The organism is Sporolituus thermophilus DSM 23256, assembly GCF_900102435.1.
In the GTDB taxonomy this organism is placed as follows: Bacteria; Bacillota; Negativicutes; order Sporomusales; family Thermosinaceae; genus Thermosinus; species Thermosinus thermophilus.
This window is the reverse complement of the sequence record NZ_FNBU01000002.1, coordinates 207958-227579: the sequence shown is the minus strand read 5'-3', so window position 1 is coordinate 227579 and position 19622 is coordinate 207958. Positions and strand designations below refer to the sequence as shown.

Sequence of the window (19622 nt, the reverse complement as noted above, 5' to 3'; positions counted from 1 at the left end):
TAAGGCCCCTTGTAGAAGACAAGGTAGATAGGCCAGGAGTGTAAGGCGGGCAACCGCTTGAGCGGACTGGTACTAATCGGCCGAGGGCTTGACCTAAAAGACAATAGCCGTTGGACATTGGACGTTTGACGGAGAAAGCTAAAGTGCATAGCTTAATAATCTTCTGTGCAGTTTTGAAGGATCAATCCTTCAAAAAATAGTCGAAGCTCGAATGTCGAAAGTCGACAGGCGAGATAATCCGGTGTCGATAGCTACGGGGATCCACCTGTTCCCATACCGAACACAGCAGTTAAGCCCGTAAACGCCGAAAGTACTTGGCTGGAGACGGCCTGGGAGGATAGGTAGACGCCGGTATATTCCTCGGTAGCTCAGTCGGTAGAGCAATCGGCTGTTAACCGATCGGTCGCAGGTTCGAGTCCTGCCCGGGGAGCCAATTTTGGAAACAAGCCATGCCTAGCGCGTGGCTTGTTTTTAATTTTGTTGGATAACTGATTGGCAATGACTTATGTTTTTTAAAAAAGTTATTGATGGTGGACTAATTATCCGGTACAATAAAGAGAAAGAGTGAAAGTTTTCACGTTATCCTTGCCGGGGGCGATAGTGTGGTCAAATTATCAATTTGTATCGGGAGTGCCTGCCATCTTCGCGGCGCGCACGGAGTACTAAACGCCTTTAACGCCCTAATTGAAAAGTACCAGGTACAAAGTAATGTCGATCTGGAAGGTAGTTTTTGTCAAGGAAAGTGCACCGAGGGAGTAGTCATCAAGATTGATGACGAGGTTATTACCAATGTTACTAAGGATAAGGTGTACGATATTTTTAAGGAAAAAATACTGGGGCGGTGACATAAATGAAAGTACTTACTACACTACAAGCCAACTGCAAGGATTGTCACCGCTGCGTCCGGGTTTGTCCCATAAAAGCCATTGGTATTAAACGGGGTCAGGCCAGACTGGTAGATGATAAATGCATTTTGTGCGGCAAATGTGTCGTAGAGTGCCCGCAGCAAGCCAAGCAAGTTATTTCGCAAATCCCCGTAATTCAGGATGCTTTGGTGCAGGGACGGACGGTGATTATGAGTGTGGCGCCATCCTTTGTGGGGGCGTTTCCGGCTTTTTCACCGGAACAATTTTTCGCTGCCGTTCGTGGTTTAGGCTTTACGGCCATTGAAGAAACGGCGGTGGGAGCAGAGGTTGTTTCGCAAATATACAGCTCACTGATAACCACCACCGACAGAACGGTTATTTCCGTCTGTTGTCCCGTGGTGGTCAGACTTGTTGAAAGGTATTATCCTGAACTGGTTGGTAATCTGGCCCCCGTTGTTTCGCCAATGCAGGCCCATGGGCGCATCCTTAAAAAACGGTATGGGAATAACGCTTTTGTTGTTTTTGCCGGTCCTTGCATTGCCAAGTTCGCCGAGATGACAGAGGCTGATAGCGCGATTGATGCGGTTATTACTTTTCAACAGCTTAATACCTGGCTAAAGCAGCAAGCGAACCCGGATATGCCCTGTCGTTTCCAGGCTGACATGGCAAGCAGCGGCCGTTATTTTCCCATTGCCGGCGGCATTCTCAAAACCTGTGGGCATACTAGCGCCGTTGATGCCGAGATTGTTGCCGTAGATGGCATTGAAAACTGTATACAGGTTTTTGACGGGATGATTAAAAGGCAGTTTGCGCCGAAGTTCGTGGAAGCATTAGCCTGTAGCGGCGGCTGCATCAATGGTCCGGCTATGGTACCGGGATTATGTTTGCCGGCCCGCCGCGCAAAAGTTATTTCTTTTGCCGTCCAGGGCGGGCAAAAGCCGCTAACAATGCCACCAGATATCGAATTTAAGAAAGTCCATCAGGCCAAACCGGTCCAGCTGGGGCAGCCGTCAGAACAGGAAATCCGCGATATATTAAGCCAGATTGGCAAGTTGACGCCGGCGGACGAGAAAAACTGCGGCGCTTGTGGTTATAATTCGTGCCGCGAGAAAGCGGTTGCCGTATACCATGGCATGGCGGAAATTGATATGTGTGTACCCTACATGCGTTCCCGGGCCGAATCTTTTGCCAACATGATTGTTGATAATTCATTGAACGCCATTATTGTCGTAAATGACAAGTTAATTATTCAAGAATTTAATCCAGCTGCCGAGCAGATGTTTCAAAAGCACCGGGATTGGGTTCGCGGCGCCAGCCTGACGGAAATTATGGATTGCGCGGAGATTATCCGAGCAATTAATACGGGCGTAAAAGTGCCCAGACACCGGGTGGAGCTTCCTTTAAACGGTCTTATTACTGAACAAATGATTATTCCTTTGCCGGACGAAGGCTTAGCTATAGTTATAATTTCCGATATAACCGAGCAGGAGAAGCGGGCAAAAGAATTGGAACAGGTTAAGCTGGAGACGGTCGAAAAGGCAACGGACATTATTAACAAACAGATGCAAGTTGCTCAGGAAATTGCCGGTCTGCTAGGCGAAACGACAGCAGAAACCAAGTCGGCTTTGTTAGAACTTATCTGGTTGCTAAAAGGCAAGGGGGCCAAGTGATGTACCCGCTGCATGCCGAAGTCGGTATTGCGCAATTATCCAAAACAGGGGAAGAATTGTGTGGCGACAAAGTTGAAGTATTACGCACCCCGACAGATACCATCATTGTCCTTTCCGATGGGCTAGGTAGCGGTGTAAAGGCGAACATTCTCGCTACCCTTACGACGAAAATCGCTTCTTCTATGCTTAAAAGGGGTATTCCGCTCGAAGATGTTGTCGATACCATTGCCAAGACTCTGCCGGTTTGCCGCCAGCGAAAAATTGCGTATTCAACGCTCCATATCATCAAGGTTGCCGCTGACGGCTTAACAACCATCGTGGAATTTGACTGTCCGCCTACGTTTTTGCTCCGCGCCGGCAAGGTAGTTCCTTTTCCTACTACGGAAAAAATTGTCGGCGGCAAAGTTATAAAAGAAGGTCAACTCTATTTACAGGAAAATGATATAATAGTTGGGGTAAGCGACGGGGTGATTCATGCCGGTATTGGCGGTCTTTTGAAACTGGGATGGGGATGGCAGGGAATAGCCAGTGAACTTATCAGTAATAGTACGGCCATGACGGCTGAAAATATCAGCCGGAAAATTATGGCTTGTTGTGAAGGCTATTATGTCGGCCATCCTGGCGATGACTCGACTGTGGTGGCGGTAAAAGTCCGTCAGCCGGTGCACGCCACACTTCTCACCGGACCACCGGCCGATCCCCGGAGTGACGAAAAAGTAGTAAAACGCTTTTTAAGCCAGTCCGGCAAAAAAATTATCGCGGGAGGCACGACAGCCAATATTGTCAGCCGCCTGACCGGCAAGCCCCTTATTGTCGACCTGGAATATTACGACCCGGCAATTCCGCCAACGGGACGTATTGAAGGTATTGACCTTGTTACCGAAGGGGTGCTGACGCTTAATGCCGCGGTGGAAAAATTGAAAAATCCGGCGGCATTGGCCCATAGCGGGCAGGACGGTGCAACCCGTTTGGCCACGCTGTTGCTGTCATGTGATAAAATAGATATTTTTGCCGGCGGCGCTATTAATCCGGCTCACCAAAATCCTAATTTTCCGGCCCATATTAATATTAAAGCACAGGTTTTGTCCAAGTTGCAGTCAGTACTGGAGTCAATGGGCAAGCAAGTTAGTATTGAATGGTTTTGATTAGGGAGGGGACAGAGTGAACAATATGGTCATTGAGATTTGTGTTGGTACTTCTTGCTATTTATTGGGCGCCCAGGACTTAATCCGGTCAATTGAGGAGCTACCTTACGAACAACGCTCCCGCATTGAACTCCGGGGCGTAACTTGTCTCAAAACCTGCGGCAAAGGGCCTAATGTGCGAATTGACGGTGTGGTGGCAGCAGAAATGACGCCCGAGCGTCTGCTAAGTATTATTCAGGACAAACTAGGGTAACTTTTCAGGAGGTAGAAAATATGTCACAGGTAACGGAAGTTGTGAAAATTCGCCGAAAAGTATTGGCGGAGGTTGCGCGGTTAGCTTTTGAAGGCAAACTGCAAGATCACGTTGAGGATATTCTGCATACAGTGGTAACGGAGGAAGGCCCCCGTTACCGCTGCTGCGTGCATAAAGAGCGGGCTGTGTTAAAAGACCGGATCAATCTTGCTTTGAGTCAGCCTATTAATACTGACCTTAAGGTCGCGGCGCAAAACGCGTTAGAAGGCAAAATTGCTGACATGCCTTTTATTAATGTGTTACCTGAGGCGTGTGACCGCTGTCCTATCGATAAGTTTATCGTAACCGATGCCTGCCGTAACTGTGTGGCCCACCACTGTATCAACAGCTGTCCGAAAAAGGCGATTGCGGTAGTGCAAAACCGGGCTTTTATTGATAAGAACCGGTGCGTGGAATGCGGCCTCTGCAAAAGATCCTGCCCCTACGGCGCGATCATCGAGGTCAGCAGACCCTGTGAACGGGCCTGCGACTTGAATGCGATAGTCGCCGGCGCCGACCGTCGGGCTGTAATCAATTACGATAAATGCGTACAATGCGGTGCCTGCAAAATCGCCTGTCCTTTCGGCGCTATCGGCGACCGCTCAGTGATTGTCCAGTTAATTCAGGATCTTAAGCACCAAAAAAAGGTTTACGCAATTGTTGCTCCTTCTTTTATTGGCCAATTTGGTCTGAAGGTCAGACCAGGACAAGTAATTAATGCCCTTAAGCGGCTTGGTTTTTACGATGTGCAGGAAGTTTCTTTTGGCGCTGACATTGTCACCGTCGAAGAGACGAAGGAGTTTGCTGCCACTGTTCCCGGCGAGCGTTCCTTTATGACAACTTCCTGTTGCCCGGCCTTCGTGGGAATGGTTGAGAAGCATTTGCCGGAGATAAAAGATAAAATTTCTTCTACTGTTTCACCGATGATTGCTTCCGGTAAGAGTATTAAAGTTAATGACCCTGAAGCCGTGGTGGTCTTCATTGGGCCGTGCATTGCCAAGAAGGTTGAAGCAGAACGCTACGCCGGCGTCATCGACTACGTTTTGACGTTTGAGGAGCTTGCGGCTATGTTGGTGGGCGCTGGCATCAATGTAGCCGAAGTGCCTGACGCCGAGCATCAGACTGCCGCATCACGCGATGGCAATATTTTTGCGCGGGCCGGTGGTGTTGCCCAAGCGGTGGTTGATGCCGCCGCCCATTTGGCGCCTGAAGCCAATATTAAACCCCATCGTTGTGAAGGGCTGGGTAACTGCAAGACCGCGCTTAGCCAAATACGCGATGGTAAAATTGATGCCAATCTTTTTGAAGGAATGGCCTGCACCGGCGGTTGTGTCGGCGGTCCGGGAACGCTCACTGATTTTCGGGTTACCACCAAACTGGTCGAAAATTACGCAGCCACCGCAACGGTTACAACTTCGCCGGAAAACCAGGAAGCAATCAAAGTAATCGAAAAAGGACCTATTTGGCATCACGGGCATTAAGGCGGCAAAGCTGTTTTCTCTTTTGCGAAACAGGCCTTGATATGCTACAATATTGCCTGATTTAGAATGTCGGAGAGGGGAACATTATGGCAGGACACTCAAAATGGGCGAATATAAAGCACAGAAAAGGCAAAATGGACGCATTGCGCGGTAAAATCACCACCAAGCTGTCGCGCGAAATTACGGTCGCTGTCCGTTTGGGCGGGGCTGACCCGGCGGGGAATATGCGGCTTAAGCTGGCTTTGCAAAAGGCAAAAGAGAATAATATACCGAAAGAAAACATTCAGCGCGCCATCCAAAAAGGTTTAGGCGCCCAGGAAGGCGGCAATTATGAGGAAATGACCTATGAAGGTTACGGCCCCGGCGGCGTAGCCGTCATGCTCGATATCATGACCGACAACCGTAACCGTACTGCTGCCGATATCCGCCACCTGTTCGCCAAGTATGGCGGTAACCTTGGCGAAACAGGCTGCGTATCCTGGATGTTCAAGAAAAAGGGTTTTTTTGTCGTAAACGCCAGCGAAGCAAAAGTTAGTGAAGAGGACTTGATGATGCTTGTACTGGAGGCAGGCGCCGAAGATTTCCGGAGTGAAGACGGACAATACGAAATTATTACTGCCCCCGAAGATTTTGAAGCGGTGCAGCAAGCATTACAAGCACACAATATTGCCACTACTACCGCCGAAATCACGATGCTCCCCGATACCACGGTAGCTCTTTCCGGCGATGATGCCGTAAAGATGATGAAGCTTATGGATGCGTTGGAAGAACATGACGATGTTCAAAACGTTTATGCTAATTTTGATATACCAGATGAAATGCTAGCCTAGAGGCAGGCCGAAAAGGCCTGCCTTTTTGTATGTTTTTTGGCTAATTTGGCAATAATTAAAGCAACGTAGGAATAAGGAGTGTTATGCATGTTCCCTTTGCCTAAAATTACCAAAAAACGGGCGTTGTTTGCGGCTAGCATTATTCTGTGCGGATGCCTTGTCGCCTATTATTTTATTAGTTCGCAGCCGCGAGGGCATGAGCCGCCGCTGATCCAAAAAGAAACGGAAGTAGCGAAACAGGACGCGAAAATTAAGATTACCCCAAATACTGATTTAGTGCAGAAACTCATTTACACCAAATGCAATGACGAAGAGGTTTTCCGCACGAAACCGGCTGACAACCTTATCGGCTTGAACTATCAACAGTTCCAGAAAGTTTATTCAGGCTGGACCATCCATAAGTTCGATAATCTGGAAGTGGAAATGTCGCTAAAGGTGGATAGTTATTGCCGCGAACACGCCAACAACATGTTTATCGGCATTAAAGACGGCTATGTGGCCGTGTTTTATGGTAAACCCGGTCCGAAAGCATTGCTCAAGGAAGTAACGAAAATCCCGGTATCTAAACTGGTTCAAGAAGATTTGGATGAGTTAAAACGTGGGATAGTTGTCCACTCGCGGGAAGAGCTGTTACGGACCCTCGAAGGCATGCAATCGCGTTAACGGAGGCGGAGGAGCCTCCTTTTTCTTTTTTCCCTTTTCCGGTCGCTTCGGGGCCGCCGGTAAAGGAATACCGGCGGTTGTTGTCGAATGTTTTTTAATAACGAGGAGGCTTACGCATGTTGGCTTTAGGAATCGACCCAGGTACCGCTATCTGCGGGTACGGGTTTGTAGAGCTGCGCGGCAGCACGTTACGCGCGGTGGATTGGGGCGCGGTGGAAACCAGTTCCAAGTTGAGCGCAACCGAGCGGCTAAAAATAATTTTTCAGGATCTGGATCGCTTGATAAAACAGCGACGGCCGGATATCGTGGGTGTGGAACAGTTATTCTTTAATAAGAATGTTACTACGGCGATGACGGTTGGGCAGGCACGGGGGGTTGTTTTGCTAGCGGCAGCGCTCAACAACATCAAAGTGGTTGAATGTACGCCTTTACAGGTAAAGCAATCCGTTGTGGGCTACGGCCGGGCCACCAAAGAACAGGTTATGTATATGACGCAGCGCCTACTTAACCTTTCGGGGAAACCTCAGCCTGATGATGCCGCTGATGCATTGGCGGTTGCCATTTGTTCGCTGCATGCGGCAGGCGCCGACAGAATGGCGGTGCCCGACCGATGATCGGCTACCTGCGCGGTACGGTGGTCCATCTTGGCGCGGATCACTGTATTTTGGACGTTCACGGCGTGGGTTACCGGGTTTTCGTGTCGGCATCGGGTCGCCAACGGCTTGTGGCCGGCGCGCAGGCCGCTTTATTTACTTACCTGCACGTCCGGGAAGATGCCCTTCTGCTTTATGGCTTCCATACGCAGGATGAATATGATTTGTTTTTGCTGCTGATGGACGTCTCGGGCATTGGTCCGAAAGCAGCCTTAAATATCCTTTCGGCGGTAAGTCCGGAAGGGTTTCGCCTGGCCGTCAGCCAAAAAAACGTCAGCTTGCTTACGAAAATTCCGGGCATTGGCAAGAAAACGGCCGAACGCATTATCTTGGAACTTAAAGATAAAGTCGGTGCGAGCGGAGAGACCAGCGGGGACACCGGCCTGGCGGCGGCCGGCTCGCCTGCGGAAGCCGATCAGACAGACGAAGCATTACAGGCCCTGTTGGCTCTTGGTTATAGTCAAGCGGAAGTCGCTCCGGTCCTGAAAAAAGTGCGACGCCAAGCGCAATCGGTGGAGGAGCTCATCAAATTAGTTCTCAGGGAATTTACCAGGAGGTCATAGGATACGATGGAGGAGGAACGCATTATCGCCGGCGGCAAACAGGATGCAGACGACTGGCAGTACAGCCTACGTCCACGGCGGTTGGCGGAATATATCGGGCAGGATCAGCTAAAACATAATCTTACGGTATTTATTCAAGCGGCCCTGACCCGCGGCGAGGCCTTAGACCATGTGCTTCTTTATGGTCCGCCCGGGCTTGGCAAGACCACCCTGGCCAGTATTATTGCCAATGAATTGGGAGTAAATTTGCGGATTACTTCGGGGCCGGCGATTGAACGGCCGGGCGATTTGGCGGCGCTTTTAACCAACCTGGGCGAAAAGGATGTATTGTTTATCGACGAAATCCATCGGCTCTCCCGTAGCGTAGAAGAAATACTTTATTCCGCCATGGAAGATTACGCGCTGGATATTATCATCGGCAAAGGGCCCAGCGCCCGGTCCATTCGTCTCGACCTGCCCCGGTTCACGCTGGTTGGAGCTACTACCCGGGCAGGGGCGCTCGCGTCGCCGCTACGCGACCGGTTTGGCGTTATTTGCCGCTTGGAATATTATGATGTGAAGCAGCTTGTATGCATTGTGAAGCGAGCGGCAGATATATTAAATATCGCCATCGATGCCCAAGGGGCGGAAGAAATCGCCCGGCGGTCGCGGGGGACGCCCCGGGTAGCCAATCGCCTGCTTAAGCGGGTGCGCGATTTTGCGCAGGTAACAGGCGACGGAGTTATTACGGCCGCTCTCGCTGATGAAGCACTGGCCCGTCTCGACGTGGACCAGCGCGGTCTTGATCGGACGGACCGTACTTTGCTCCGCACCATTATCGAAAAGTTTAACGGTGGCCCTGTAGGGCTGGACACATTGGCGGCAGCCATTAGTGAGGAAACTGATACGGTAGAAGATGTTTACGAGCCCTTTTTACTCCAACTGGGTTTTATCCAACGGACACCCCGCGGGCGGGTAGCTACACCGGCGGCCTACCACCATTTAGGTATACCATTGAAAAAAGAAGAGCAGGAAAGACTGTGGTAAAAGAAGAGGCATTCACTTAAACAAGGATGAAAGGAGTGATGTGTATGCTGCCCGATGGTTCGGATTCTTTGGGAAAAACGATTATGCTGATTGGTCTGGTGCTTGTTGTTATCGGAGCGGTCTGGCATTTTGGCGCTAAATTCATCAATCTGGGCCGGCTGCCGGGAGACATCCACATTCAAAAAGAAAATTTCAGTTTCCATTTTCCAATAGTGACGTCCATCGTACTCAGCATTTTATTGACCATTATTTTAAATTTATTTACAAGACGTTAGGTAGAGGAGATTATGATTAGACGTATTATTTATCTAACGGCGCTGCTATGTTTTTTTGTTTCCGCCGCGGCTGGCGCTCAGGTCTCGCCCCAGTCAGCGCGAGCGGCGGAGCCGCTTATCCGGGTAGGTATCTGGACAAATCAACCTAATGTTCTCGTTTCGGCTAGTAGACCTTTTACAATCGTTGACCGCATGTCTGACGAGGTTTTGGGCGTTTATCAGGCTGGGGAAAGAGTTAGTCTCGCCTACAAAAACGGTGTTATCGTACTCAATGGTAAGCCGCTGGAAACCCGGAGCATCGGCGTCGTCCTCAACGGCAAAGGTGAACGGTACATTGAGGTCAATAAACGGCGCTACCGGGGGGATATCGAAGTTCATCCCACCCACGGCGAAACAGGGCTGACGGTCGTCAACATTTTACCGGTAGAACAATACTTATATGGCATTATCGCCCGGGAAATTTCGCCGGAATGGGCGATTGAAGCGGTAAAGGCCCAGGCGGTTGCCGCCCGGACGTATGCCTTGTATAACCTAGGCAAGCATGCCGACGACGGCTTTGATGTCTGTGCCACGACCGATTGTCAGGTTTATGGGGGACGCGACAGTGAAGCGCCCCGCGCTACGCAAGCGGTAGATGAGACGAGGGGAATGGTTATCCAATATCGCGGGCAGCTTATATCGGCCTACTTTCACAGCAGTGGCGGCGGTTATACGGAAAACAGCGAGAACGTATGGGGAACCTATCGGCCGTATTTGCGGGGAGTACCTGATTTCGACCAAGCGGCCCCCCATTTTAAATGGGAGAAGCAGGTAGCGGTTACCGAACTGGAAGAGCTTCTCCGCCAGTCCGGCTATGGGATCGGACGGCTGCAGGCTGTTGAGCTTTCCCGGCTAACGGCGCCACCTGTCGCCGCGTCCGACCGGGGTGTATCCGGACGGGTCAAAACCATCCGGTTTATTGGCGATCAGGGCACGGTGCAGCTGACAGGGGTCAAAGTGCGCAGTCTCTTAGGGTTGAGCAGCACGCTGTTTGATTTGGCCATCGTCGTGCCTGTCCCAAAAACATTTGAGGTTGAAATAACGGATAGTTACGGCGATCACGACAAAAAGCTGGTCGAAATCAATTTACCGCCACGTCCGGAACAGGCGTGGTTTGGTGATCAGCCCAATATTCGCCGTTTTACCGGCCGCCCGAATGAAAAGATCGTTATAACAGGTTACGGCTGGGGCCATGGCGTCGGGCTCTCCCAGTGGGGGGCAAAAGCGATGGCCGAAAAGGCGCCCCCAGGGGATACCGCATATTTTAAGGAGATATTGAAACACTATTACCAAGGTGTGGATATTGCCAAGATATACTAAGGAGCCAAGAATGCTTGTCACTGAGTTTGATTATTATTTGCCTGAAGAACTAATTGCCCAACAGCCCTGTGAGCCGCGCGACCATTCGCGGCTACTGGTGCTGGACCGGCGAACAGGGAACATCGAACATCGCCGGTTTTATAATTTGCCTGATTACTTACAGCCAGGGGATACCCTGGTTTTTAATGATACTAAGGTTATCCCTGCCCGGTTAATCGGCGCCAAAGCCGGTACGGGCGGAAAAGTTGAAGTTTTTTTGCTAAACCGGTTAACGGGTGATGAGTGGGAAACGCTGGTTAAACCAGGCAAACGCGCCCGGCCCGGCACCCAGGTAGTTTTTGGCGACGAACTTTCCTGCGAGATATTGGCGTCTACCGATTATGGCGGCCGTATTGTCCGCTTTAACTATTCCGGTGTTTTTGAAGAGATTTTAGACCGGCTGGGGGAAACGCCTTTGCCGCCATATATTAAAGCCCGATTAGCGGACAAAGACCGCTATCAGACCGTTTATGCCAAGGAACGCGGTTCGGCGGCCGCCCCCACCGCCGGGCTTCACTTCACGCCCGCCCTGCTCGACCGCATTAGGGCAAAGGGGATTAACCTGGCCTTTATTACGCTCCATGTCGGTCTGGGAACCTTTCGTCCCGTTACGGTCACAGATATTACCCAGCATACAATGCACCGCGAGTATTACTCGGTATCGCCGGAAACCGCCGGTTTAATTAATCGGACCAAGCAAGCAGGCGGGCGCATCATTGCTGTCGGCACTACGGCGGTCCGCACGCTGGAGACGGTGGGCGCCGGCGGGAGTGTGGAAAGCGGCAGCGGCTGGACCGATATTTTTATTTATCCTGGTTACCGCTTTAAAGTTGTCGATGCCCTAGTTACTAATTTTCATCTGCCCCAGTCGACGCTGCTCATGTTGGTTAGTGCTCTGGCGGGACGGGAAAATATTATGAATGCCTATCATACTGCGGTCCGCGAGAAATACCGGTTTTTCAGCTTTGGCGACGCAATGCTCATCCTATAAGTTAAGGAGGTGTGCCTTTGGCCATTACGTTTGAATTGATAAAACAATGTAGCAAGACCGGAGCACGAGCCGGCAGGCTCTATACCCCTCACGGCGTTTTTGAGACTCCCATCTTTATGCCTGTCGGCACCCAGGCCACCGTTAAAGCCATGTCGCCGGACGAACTTAAAGCTATGGGCGCCGGCATTATTTTAAGCAACACTTATCACTTATATTTGCGCCCCGGCCATGAACTAGTGGCCGAGGCCGGCGGGCTTCACGGCTTTATGCACTGGGACCGCGGTATCCTTACCGATAGCGGCGGTTTCCAAGTTTTCAGCCTTGGTCCGCTGCGTAAGATCACAGAGGAAGGCGTGGCCTTCCGTTCACATATTGATGGGTCCAAACATTTTCTGTCGCCGGAAAAAGCTACGGAAATTCAAATGGCGCTAGGCGCCGACATTATTATGGCCTTTGACGAGTGCGTACCGTATCCGGCCGAATACGATTATGCCAAGGCTTCTACCGAACGGACCACGCGCTGGGCCGAGCGCTGTAAAAAGGCCCATACGCGCAAGGACCAAGCATTATTTGGCATCGTCCAAGGCGGAATGTATAAAGACCTGCGCGCCATGAGCGCCCGCGACCTTGTCGCCATGGATTTTCCCGGCTATGCTGTTGGTGGCCTCAGCGTCGGCGAACCGAAACCGCTCATGTACGAAATGCTAGAGCATACTGTCCCGCTGCTGCCGGCCAACAAGCCCCGTTACCTTATGGGGGTTGGGACGCCTGATTGTCTGGTTGAGGGCGTTATGTACGGGATTGATATGTTTGATTGCGTTTTTCCTACCCGCGTTGCCCGCAACGGCACGGTTATGACCAGTCGGGGCAAACTGGTCGTGAAAAACGCTGAGTATGCCCGTGATTTCCGACCGATTGACCCTGATTGCGACTGCTACACATGCCGCAATTTTTCGCGGGCCTATATTCGTCATCTGCTAAAGGCGGAAGAGATTTTTGGCTTGCGTCTTACTACCATCCATAACTTGCATTTTCTTCTTAATTTCATGCGAAACATGCGCAAGGCAATCCTGGAAGACCGGTTTTTAGCTTTTCGCCAGGAGTTTCGCGCGCAATATCAACTTCATTAAAGGAGTTTTGTCAGAAAGCGTGGAATATATTGGCGAAATAGTATGGGAGGTGATTACATGCCAGAATTTTCTCCGGAAGTGCTTCAATTCATTCAGGCATCGTGGCCAATCGTTCTCATGGGGGTTATTTTCTACTTCCTGTTGTACCGGCCGCAACAGAAAGAACAAAAGAAACGTACCGAGATGCTGAACGCCCTGAAAAAAGGGGATCGGATTGTTACTATCGGCGGTATCTACGGTACCATTACCGCCATTAACGATAAAGTGGTTACCCTGAAGGTAGCCGATAAGGTGGAGATTGAGATTGCACGCACTGCCGTAAGCCACCACCAAAATCCGCAGAAAAATGGAAATAATAAATAACCGGAAAATTGCATTGCGGCAGCAAATGTTAGCGGAGCGGCGCCGTTTGGCGCCGCAGTGGGTCGCCGAACAAAGCCGCATAATCCATGGTCATCTTCTGGATTGGCCGTCCTACCGGGCGGCCCGGACAATCATGCTGTATTTAGCGATGGCCGATGAGCCCCAGACTGATGCCGTTATTATTGATGCGCTGAAGGCGGACAAAACAGTGTGTGTACCTGTCTTGGGCCAGCAGTATGGCATTATGGAGGCTGCGGTGATAAGCGGCCTGGATGATTTGGTTACTGGGCGACTAGGCCTTAGAATGCCTGACCCGGCCCGCGCGAAGAATATTGATCCCGTTCTGATTGACTTGGTTCTTGTCCCGGGGGTGGCCTTCGACCGCGGCGGCAACCGGCTGGGAATGGGTGCTGGCTATTATGACCGGTTTCTGACGCGGGCGCCGCAGGCGTTGCTCGTCGGTATGGCTTGGTCGTTTCAGGTTGTTGACGCAGTACCCGCCGCCACCCACGACGTTTCAATGCATTATCTGCTAACAGAAGAAGGAATATTCCGTTGTGGCAAAGGCAAAATGTAGGTTTACATTTTGCCTTTCTATACGGTGGAGAAAAGCATGGAAGTAAAAATTGGCATTGCTAAAACAAATAAATATGCGGTAAGTGAGTGCGGTGATAGCGTAGAGATAGCCGAACGACCACGGGGCGGCATTTCGGTGATTCTTGCCGACGGGCAAGGAAGCGGCCGGGCAGCAAAAAATACCAGTTCTTTAGTTGTTAATAAGGCGGCATCCCTCATTGCCGAAGGAGCTCGCGACGGTGCGGTGGCACGGGCCGTGCACGACTATCTCTATGCCATGAAAGACGGCAAGGTGTCATCTACTCTTACCATTTTAAGCAGTGATTTAGATACCCAAACAATCCTTTTTTCCCGTAACTCAAATTGTCCCGTCCTGGTGAAAAGCCTGTACGGCATTGAGGTATTCGACCAAGAAGTCAGCCCCATTGGCGTGCATAAACGGATGAAACCGCTGATGCATGAAATGCCATTGGAAGTGGGCATGATTTTAGTGTCTTATTCCGATGGGATTCAGGCCGCCGGACGCAAACGGGGGCGCGTTTTCGATTTTAATTTTCTCCTGCGGCTTTTGGAAAAAAATGAACCACGCGACGTTGTCTTTATTGCCGAGAGTATTTTGGAATATGCTCTGGAACTGGATGACAACCGGGCGGGCGATGATATGACGGTAATCGTCATGGGCATTTGTGAAGCGGAAAGCCACCATAAAATCCGCAGGATTAGCGTCAGCTTTCCCTGCTAGGGTGGTGATGGCATGCGAGTTGTTGTTGTCGGTGTCTGCGCTTCAGGAAAGACCACGCTGGTCAATAGACTCCGAAAGCTGGGAATTGAGGCTTACAACGTAGCGCAGGAACATTCGGGGATTAAAAAACTTTGGCAAAAGAGGCAGCCGGATATCCTGGTTATGCTTGATGCTACTTTGGACACTATTCGCCGCCGGCGAAGCGTCCCCTGGGGGGAAGAAAGACTGGCTGTGCAGCGCGAGCGGCTGCGCGACGCGCGGGCCAATGCCGATTTGTTCATCCCTACGGACAACTTAACCAAAGAAGAGGTAGCTCAGCTGGTATTATCCCATATCAGGAGGCAGCAGCAATGTCAGCAATCACCGTCGCAGACTTGAAAGCTAATCATGTCGTAAATGTCTATCTTACCCGCAGCACCGAATATCTTAGTCAGATGGGCTATACGGAGCATGGGCTGCGTCATGCCGGCCTGGTTTCAGGGCGGGCTAAGAAAGTGCTGGAGGATTTGGGCTACAGCGAACGTGACTGTGAGCTGGCGGCTATTGCCGGATATCTGCATGACATCGCCAATCTTGTGAATCGTTTCAACCATGGTGGAATGGGAGCAATTATGGCCTATAATATCCTTTCCAATCTTGGTATGCCGCCGGAGGAGATTGCTTTGGTCATTTCGGCCATCGGCAATCACGAGGAAGAACGGGGCAACGCGGTAAATCATGTGGCGTCGGCCCTCATTTTGGCCGATAAGTCCGATGTTCATTGCAGCCGGGTTAGCGAGAAAGACTTTGCGAAATTTGAAATCCATGACCGAGTGAATTATGCCGCCAAGAGCAGCGCTCTCACCGTCAACCGCGAGCAGCGAACGATTACGCTATCCGTTACGATTGACACGAAAATCTGCCCGGTAATGGAGTATTTTGAAATCTTTTTAAAGCGAATGGTTATGTGCCGGCGGGCCGCGGAATTTTTAAACTGCCGCTTCGGACTGCGGATAAACGGTACCCAATTGTTATAGATCGTTATTGGCAATAAAATGGCAATTATTGACAACTGGGCGACAAGGCGGCTATAATTATGTTCGTGTACATGTAAAGATTGGGGGAGAAACCGTTGAGATGGGGAAATTTAGCCAAGTTTTTGGTAACAGCGCTAGCAATTGTCGGGATTTTCGGCTATTATATTTCACCCCTCGCTTTGTCGATCAAGCAAGGCCTTGACCTGCAGGGCGGTACTCATGTCGTGCTTGAAGCGGTCGATACGCCGGAAGCGAAGGTAGACGAAGACGCTGTACAGCGGGTCGTCAAGATTATCGAACGGCGGGTGAACGAGCTGGGCTTAACGGAGCCGATCATCCAGCGCCAGGGCGACCGCCGGATTATTGTCGAACTTCCCGGTGTAAAAGATCCGGAAAAGGCAATCGAGATGCTCGGCAAAACGGCGCTGCTGGAGTTTCAGGATGAAAGCGGTACTACCGTTCTGACCGGTAAGGATTTAAAAAATGCGCAAGCACAGATTGACCAAGCCAATCGCAACTTGGTGGCCCTGGAGTTTTCGGACGAAGGCGCCAGGAAATTCGCCGATTTGACGGCAAAAAACATCGGCAAACGGATTACTATTTTGCTTGACAAGCAAGTGCTGACCAGTCCGGTTGTTGAGGAAGCAATTCCCAGCGGTAAGGCGGTAATCACGGGCAACCGCACCATTGAAGAGGCGCAGCGGTTGGCCATTTTACTGCGTTCCGGCTCACTGCCCGTAAAAGTTGATATCGTCGAGACGCGAACGGTCGGACCTACTTTGGGGCAGGATTCGAAAGAAAAGAGCAAGATTGCCTTTGCCGTAGGCAGTGCTGCCATTGTGCTGTTTATGCTGCTCTTTTACCGGCTGTCGGGTCTGGTAGCCAATATTGCGCTGCTTTTGTATGTACTGCTTTTGTTGGTCGCATTGAAGATGCTAAATGCCACCCTTACGCTCCCGGGCATTGCCGGTATTATTCTCTCCATGGGCATGGCGGTTGACGCCAACGTTTTGATTTTTGAGCGGTTTAAAGAGGAAGTACGCGCCGGCAAGACGCTCCGGGCCGCCATGGACGCCGGTTTCAACCGGGCGTTTATGACGATTTTCGACTCAAACGTGACAACCTTGTTCGCCGCCGTTGTTCTGTTTTTCCTGGGCACCGGGCCGATTAAAGGTTTTGCCATCACGCTCGGCCTCGGCATCGTTCTCAGCATGTTTACCGCCATTACCGTTACCCGTTTCATGCTGAAAGCATTGATGAACGCCAATGTTGTCAAGAGCGGCAAAATATTCGGAGCATAGGGGGCGGATGTGATGAAGTTCGATATTATCGGTAAACGGTATTGGTGGTTTGCGCTCTCTGCGCTCGTTATTATCCCGGGCTTAATTTCCATGGCCGTGCGGGGCTTTAATTTAGGTATTGACTTTACCGGCGGGACACTGCTCGACATGAAGTTTGCCCGGCCGGTAACAGTAGCCGAAGTTCGCGATGTCCTTAAGGACTATCACTTAGAGAATAGCACCATCCAATTGGCAACGGTTGCCACGCAGTCCGAAGCGTCACCCAATGTATTTATCCGCACCCAGGTGCTGGGCGAAGAAGAACGACGCGCGGTACTGAGCGGGCTGGAGCAGAAACTGGGCAAATTTGATATCCTGCGGATTGAAAAAGTAGGCGCCGTCATTGGTTCGGAACTGACCCGCCAAGCCGCACTGGCCGTGGCCGCCGCCTCGGCGCTGATGGTCCTGTATATAACTTACCGGTTTGAATTTAAGTTTGCCATTTCCGGAATTATCGCGCTCCTGCACGACGTGCTTGTTGTCCTTGGAGTGTTTTCCCTTTGGCAATTAGAAGTTGACGCTTCTTTTGTTGCGGCCGTCCTCACGATTATCGGTTATTCCATTAATGATACTATCGTCATTTTCGACCGTATTCGCGAAAATCTTAAAACACACCGTAAGTCGGAAAGTCTTGCCGAACTAGTCAACCGCAGCATTTGGCAGACGATGACCCGTTCCATTTATACCGTGTTGACGGTGCTGTTCGCTGCCCTTTCGTTATATTTCTTTGGCGGCGAGACGACAAAGAATTTTGCGTTGGCCCTTATTATTGGTATCACCAGCGGTGCTTACTCTTCCATATTCAATGCCAGTCCCATCTGGGTGACCTGGAAGGAGATAGAAGAGCGCCGCCGTATCGAACTCAAGACGCGGGGGGCAAAGTAAAAAAGATAACTGTTATTCAGGCTGCCGGCGCGCCCAGGTGCGTCAGCAGCCTTTTGATTCACCAATGCCTGCTGCTACTAATACTATAATAGCAGCAGGTGGTGAAGACCGTGTGGATTGTGATACCGGCGTTATCGTTAGCTCTTGTACATATTGCGGGCGATAATGTGGCTGTTGTTCCTGATATAGCCGGCGACTTGGGACCTAGTATAATCGCCACGATCTTTGTCGCTTATCTAATTTGTGGGACGGCGGTGGCCGGCCTGTCGGCCTGGATTGGTGTAACAACAGGGCAGGAACTGATGGTGGTGGTTAAGCGGCTTTTCGGCTGCTTTGGGAAAAAAGTTTTGGCCAGCGTAATTCTGACGATTTGTGTTCCCGCCAGCGCTCTAACCGGCGGCTATTTTGCCGGCTGGGTGCTGCACAGTATGAGTGGGCTGCCGTATAGCGTTGCCGTTGGTGTTTGTCTTTGCGCTTTTTCCCTGCTGGCCGCGGGCTACGGTGAAGAGGTATTGAAAATCTCTAATTATATGGCCTTGCTGCTGGTGCCTTTTCTCGGCTGCGCTTTAGCGCAACTGGAATGGTCACTGCCGGGAGCGAAAGTTTCTTTGGCAGCGGTGGACTGGCCATTGGTTTTTGCTTTGCTTGGCTATAACGCCGGGGGGATGCGGCCGGCATTGGTGGTCGAGGCGGGAGTTCATCTGGCCAAAAAGGGCTACCGGGCAATAGGTTTAGCCGTAATGGCCAAATTCGTTGAGGGGCTAATTACCTTGCTAATGGCGCAGCTTGTTCTGGCCACCGGTGTGCAGGGGCCATTGGCGCTGGCCAGCGCAGTCGATCATGTTTTGGGTTCTGCCGCCGGAGCATTGTTTAACGTCGTATTGTTCTGCGTGCTCATGAATACAATGGCGCCGGCAATGAAAGTTAATGCCTGTCAAATATCCGTGCTTACCGGGTTTTCTTTTTGGCCGGCCTTGTGTTTAGGCACCGCTCTTGCCTGGCTTATTAGCTTTGCCGGTTTACGTTCCATACTGCTGACCATGAGCGTCACCGGGCTGTTTATGGCTACCTTTATTTTGTACATTGCCTATTTTTTACATAAAAACAAACAGAAAAAAACATAATGATTAGTGTGGGTTGCACCTGCGGCCAAGCAAGAAGTGGGGAAAGGGCCGAACGACGTGGAGTGGCTATGGTATTCACTTGGAATAAACTTAATGTTTTTGCTGATGTTGAGCGGGCTGGTCGGAACACTATCGCCGAAAATCCCGGGCACGGTCATTATTTTTGTCGTTGCCGTACTCTATGGCGCCGTTACAGAATTTGCAACCTTCCGGCCATGGCTCACCCTGCTGCTATGCGTGTTAATGCTTACGGCCGAAGTCGGCGGTAGGTGGCTACGGGTATACCTCACCCGGCGGCACCAATTGTCCCGGGTGCTTTGCACTAATGCCACGGTTGGCAATGTGGCGGGAATTGTCGCGGCCGATGCCCTTTTGGGTCCAACTATCGGTATTCTTTTATGGGAGCTGGTGGCCGGTAAAACGTTTATGCCTCGCTGGAATTCTGTGGCCAAGGTGCTTGTCCGCCTGGTAGCTGCCGCAGTCTTGCGGTTTATTTGCGCTATTCTCATGATAATTCTTATTTACGTTTACATTATTGTTTAATGCGGGCGTTCCCAGGGGACGCCCGCCTCGTATTGTAGGGCGAGGAATGG

General features: G+C 51.0%; 23 protein-coding genes, 1 tRNA gene and 2 rRNA genes. All 26 read left to right on the top strand.

Going from position 1 to position 19622, the window contains the following annotated elements:
- A 23S ribosomal RNA gene (locus BLQ99_RS02520) occupies positions 1-96 on the top strand; the annotation flags it as partial.
- Positions 97-237: 141 nt separating this feature from the next.
- Positions 238-354 (top strand): 5S ribosomal RNA (rrf, locus tag BLQ99_RS02515).
- A 3-nt stretch (positions 355-357) separates the two neighbouring features.
- Positions 358-433, top strand: a tRNA-Asn gene (locus BLQ99_RS02510).
- A gap of 169 nt (positions 434-602) precedes the next feature.
- Positions 603-845, top strand: a complete 243-nt coding sequence (locus BLQ99_RS02505) for a (2Fe-2S) ferredoxin domain-containing protein (protein WP_093687800.1) — start codon at positions 603-605, stop codon at positions 843-845.
- A 5-nt stretch (positions 846-850) separates the two neighbouring features.
- The gene (locus tag BLQ99_RS02500; protein ID WP_093687798.1) at positions 851-2536 is read left to right on the top strand and encodes a [Fe-Fe] hydrogenase large subunit C-terminal domain-containing protein; all 1686 of its coding nucleotides are present in this window, start codon (positions 851-853) and stop codon (positions 2534-2536) included.
- On the top strand, positions 2536-3681 hold the full coding sequence (locus BLQ99_RS02495) for a SpoIIE family protein phosphatase (RefSeq protein WP_093687796.1): 1146 nt from the start codon (positions 2536-2538) through the stop codon (positions 3679-3681). The genes BLQ99_RS02500 and BLQ99_RS02495 overlap by 1 nt, the downstream gene beginning before the upstream one ends.
- A gap of 25 nt (positions 3682-3706) precedes the next feature.
- Positions 3707-3934, top strand: a complete 228-nt coding sequence (locus tag BLQ99_RS02490) for an NAD(P)H-dependent oxidoreductase subunit E (protein WP_245690223.1) — start codon at positions 3707-3709, stop codon at positions 3932-3934.
- 20 nt (positions 3935-3954) lie between these two features.
- Entirely contained in the window at positions 3955-5454 is a 1500-nt protein-coding gene (locus tag BLQ99_RS02485) for a 4Fe-4S dicluster domain-containing protein (protein WP_093687792.1), read from the top strand.
- An 86-nt stretch (positions 5455-5540) separates the two neighbouring features.
- The gene (locus BLQ99_RS02480) at positions 5541-6284 is read left to right on the top strand and encodes a YebC/PmpR family DNA-binding transcriptional regulator (protein ID WP_093687790.1); all 744 of its coding nucleotides are present in this window, start codon (positions 5541-5543) and stop codon (positions 6282-6284) included.
- An 87-nt stretch (positions 6285-6371) separates the two neighbouring features.
- Positions 6372-6947 carry a BofC C-terminal domain-containing protein gene (locus BLQ99_RS02475; protein WP_093687788.1) on the top strand — a complete coding sequence of 192 codons (576 nt, stop codon included), beginning with the start codon at positions 6372-6374 and terminating at the stop codon, positions 6945-6947.
- 116 nt (positions 6948-7063) lie between these two features.
- Positions 7064-7561, top strand: coding sequence for a crossover junction endodeoxyribonuclease RuvC (gene ruvC / locus BLQ99_RS02470; RefSeq protein WP_093687786.1), 498 nt, complete (start codon positions 7064-7066; stop codon positions 7559-7561).
- Positions 7558-8163: a Holliday junction branch migration protein RuvA gene (gene ruvA, locus BLQ99_RS02465; protein WP_093687784.1), complete on the top strand. Its 606-nt coding sequence runs from the start codon at positions 7558-7560 to the stop codon at positions 8161-8163. The genes ruvC and ruvA overlap by 4 nt, the downstream gene beginning before the upstream one ends.
- Positions 8164-8169: 6 nt before the next feature.
- Complete coding sequence (gene ruvB, locus BLQ99_RS02460) at positions 8170-9189, top strand: Holliday junction branch migration DNA helicase RuvB (RefSeq protein ID WP_093687782.1); 1020 nt, start codon at positions 8170-8172, stop codon at positions 9187-9189.
- 44 nt (positions 9190-9233) lie between these two features.
- A complete protein-coding gene (locus tag BLQ99_RS02455) occupies positions 9234-9464 on the top strand; it encodes a DUF2905 domain-containing protein (RefSeq protein ID WP_245690221.1) in 231 nt (76 codons plus the stop codon).
- Between the two features lie 12 nt (positions 9465-9476).
- On the top strand, positions 9477-10823 hold the full coding sequence (locus BLQ99_RS02450) for a SpoIID/LytB domain-containing protein (RefSeq protein ID WP_093687778.1): 1347 nt from the start codon (positions 9477-9479) through the stop codon (positions 10821-10823).
- Positions 10824-10833: 10 nt separating this feature from the next.
- Entirely contained in the window at positions 10834-11853 is a 1020-nt protein-coding gene (gene queA / locus BLQ99_RS02445; RefSeq protein ID WP_093687776.1) for a tRNA preQ1(34) S-adenosylmethionine ribosyltransferase-isomerase QueA, read from the top strand.
- Positions 11854-11870: 17 nt separating this feature from the next.
- A complete protein-coding gene (gene tgt, locus BLQ99_RS02440; RefSeq protein ID WP_093687774.1) occupies positions 11871-12983 on the top strand; it encodes a tRNA guanosine(34) transglycosylase Tgt in 1113 nt (370 codons plus the stop codon).
- A gap of 57 nt (positions 12984-13040) precedes the next feature.
- The gene (gene yajC / locus BLQ99_RS02435) at positions 13041-13346 is read left to right on the top strand and encodes a preprotein translocase subunit YajC (RefSeq protein ID WP_093687772.1); all 306 of its coding nucleotides are present in this window, start codon (positions 13041-13043) and stop codon (positions 13344-13346) included.
- Positions 13330-13923, top strand: a complete 594-nt coding sequence (locus BLQ99_RS02430; protein ID WP_093687770.1) for a 5-formyltetrahydrofolate cyclo-ligase — start codon at positions 13330-13332, stop codon at positions 13921-13923. The genes yajC and BLQ99_RS02430 overlap by 17 nt, the downstream gene beginning before the upstream one ends.
- 36 nt (positions 13924-13959) lie before the next feature.
- Entirely contained in the window at positions 13960-14664 is a 705-nt protein-coding gene (locus BLQ99_RS02425) for a PP2C family protein-serine/threonine phosphatase (protein WP_093687768.1), read from the top strand.
- A gap of 12 nt (positions 14665-14676) precedes the next feature.
- Positions 14677-15042 (top strand): DEAD/DEAH box helicase family protein, encoded by a 366-nt coding sequence (locus tag BLQ99_RS02420; RefSeq protein WP_093687766.1) that lies wholly within the window; start codon positions 14677-14679, stop codon positions 15040-15042.
- Positions 15015-15680 carry an HD domain-containing protein gene (locus BLQ99_RS02415; protein WP_093687764.1) on the top strand — a complete coding sequence of 222 codons (666 nt, stop codon included), beginning with the start codon at positions 15015-15017 and terminating at the stop codon, positions 15678-15680. Before BLQ99_RS02420 ends, BLQ99_RS02415 begins: the two co-directional genes overlap by 28 nt.
- A 95-nt stretch (positions 15681-15775) precedes the next feature.
- Complete coding sequence (secD, locus tag BLQ99_RS02410) at positions 15776-16981, top strand: protein translocase subunit SecD (protein WP_093687762.1); 1206 nt, start codon at positions 15776-15778, stop codon at positions 16979-16981.
- A 12-nt stretch (positions 16982-16993) separates the two neighbouring features.
- Positions 16994-17905, top strand: coding sequence for a protein translocase subunit SecF (gene secF, locus BLQ99_RS02405; protein WP_093687760.1), 912 nt, complete (start codon positions 16994-16996; stop codon positions 17903-17905).
- Between the two features lie 110 nt (positions 17906-18015).
- Complete coding sequence (locus BLQ99_RS02400) at positions 18016-19029, top strand: hypothetical protein (protein WP_093687758.1); 1014 nt, start codon at positions 18016-18018, stop codon at positions 19027-19029.
- A 93-nt stretch (positions 19030-19122) separates the two neighbouring features.
- Positions 19123-19572, top strand: coding sequence for a DUF456 family protein (locus tag BLQ99_RS02395; protein ID WP_093687756.1), 450 nt, complete (start codon positions 19123-19125; stop codon positions 19570-19572).
- The last annotated feature ends 50 nt before the right edge of the window (positions 19573-19622 follow it).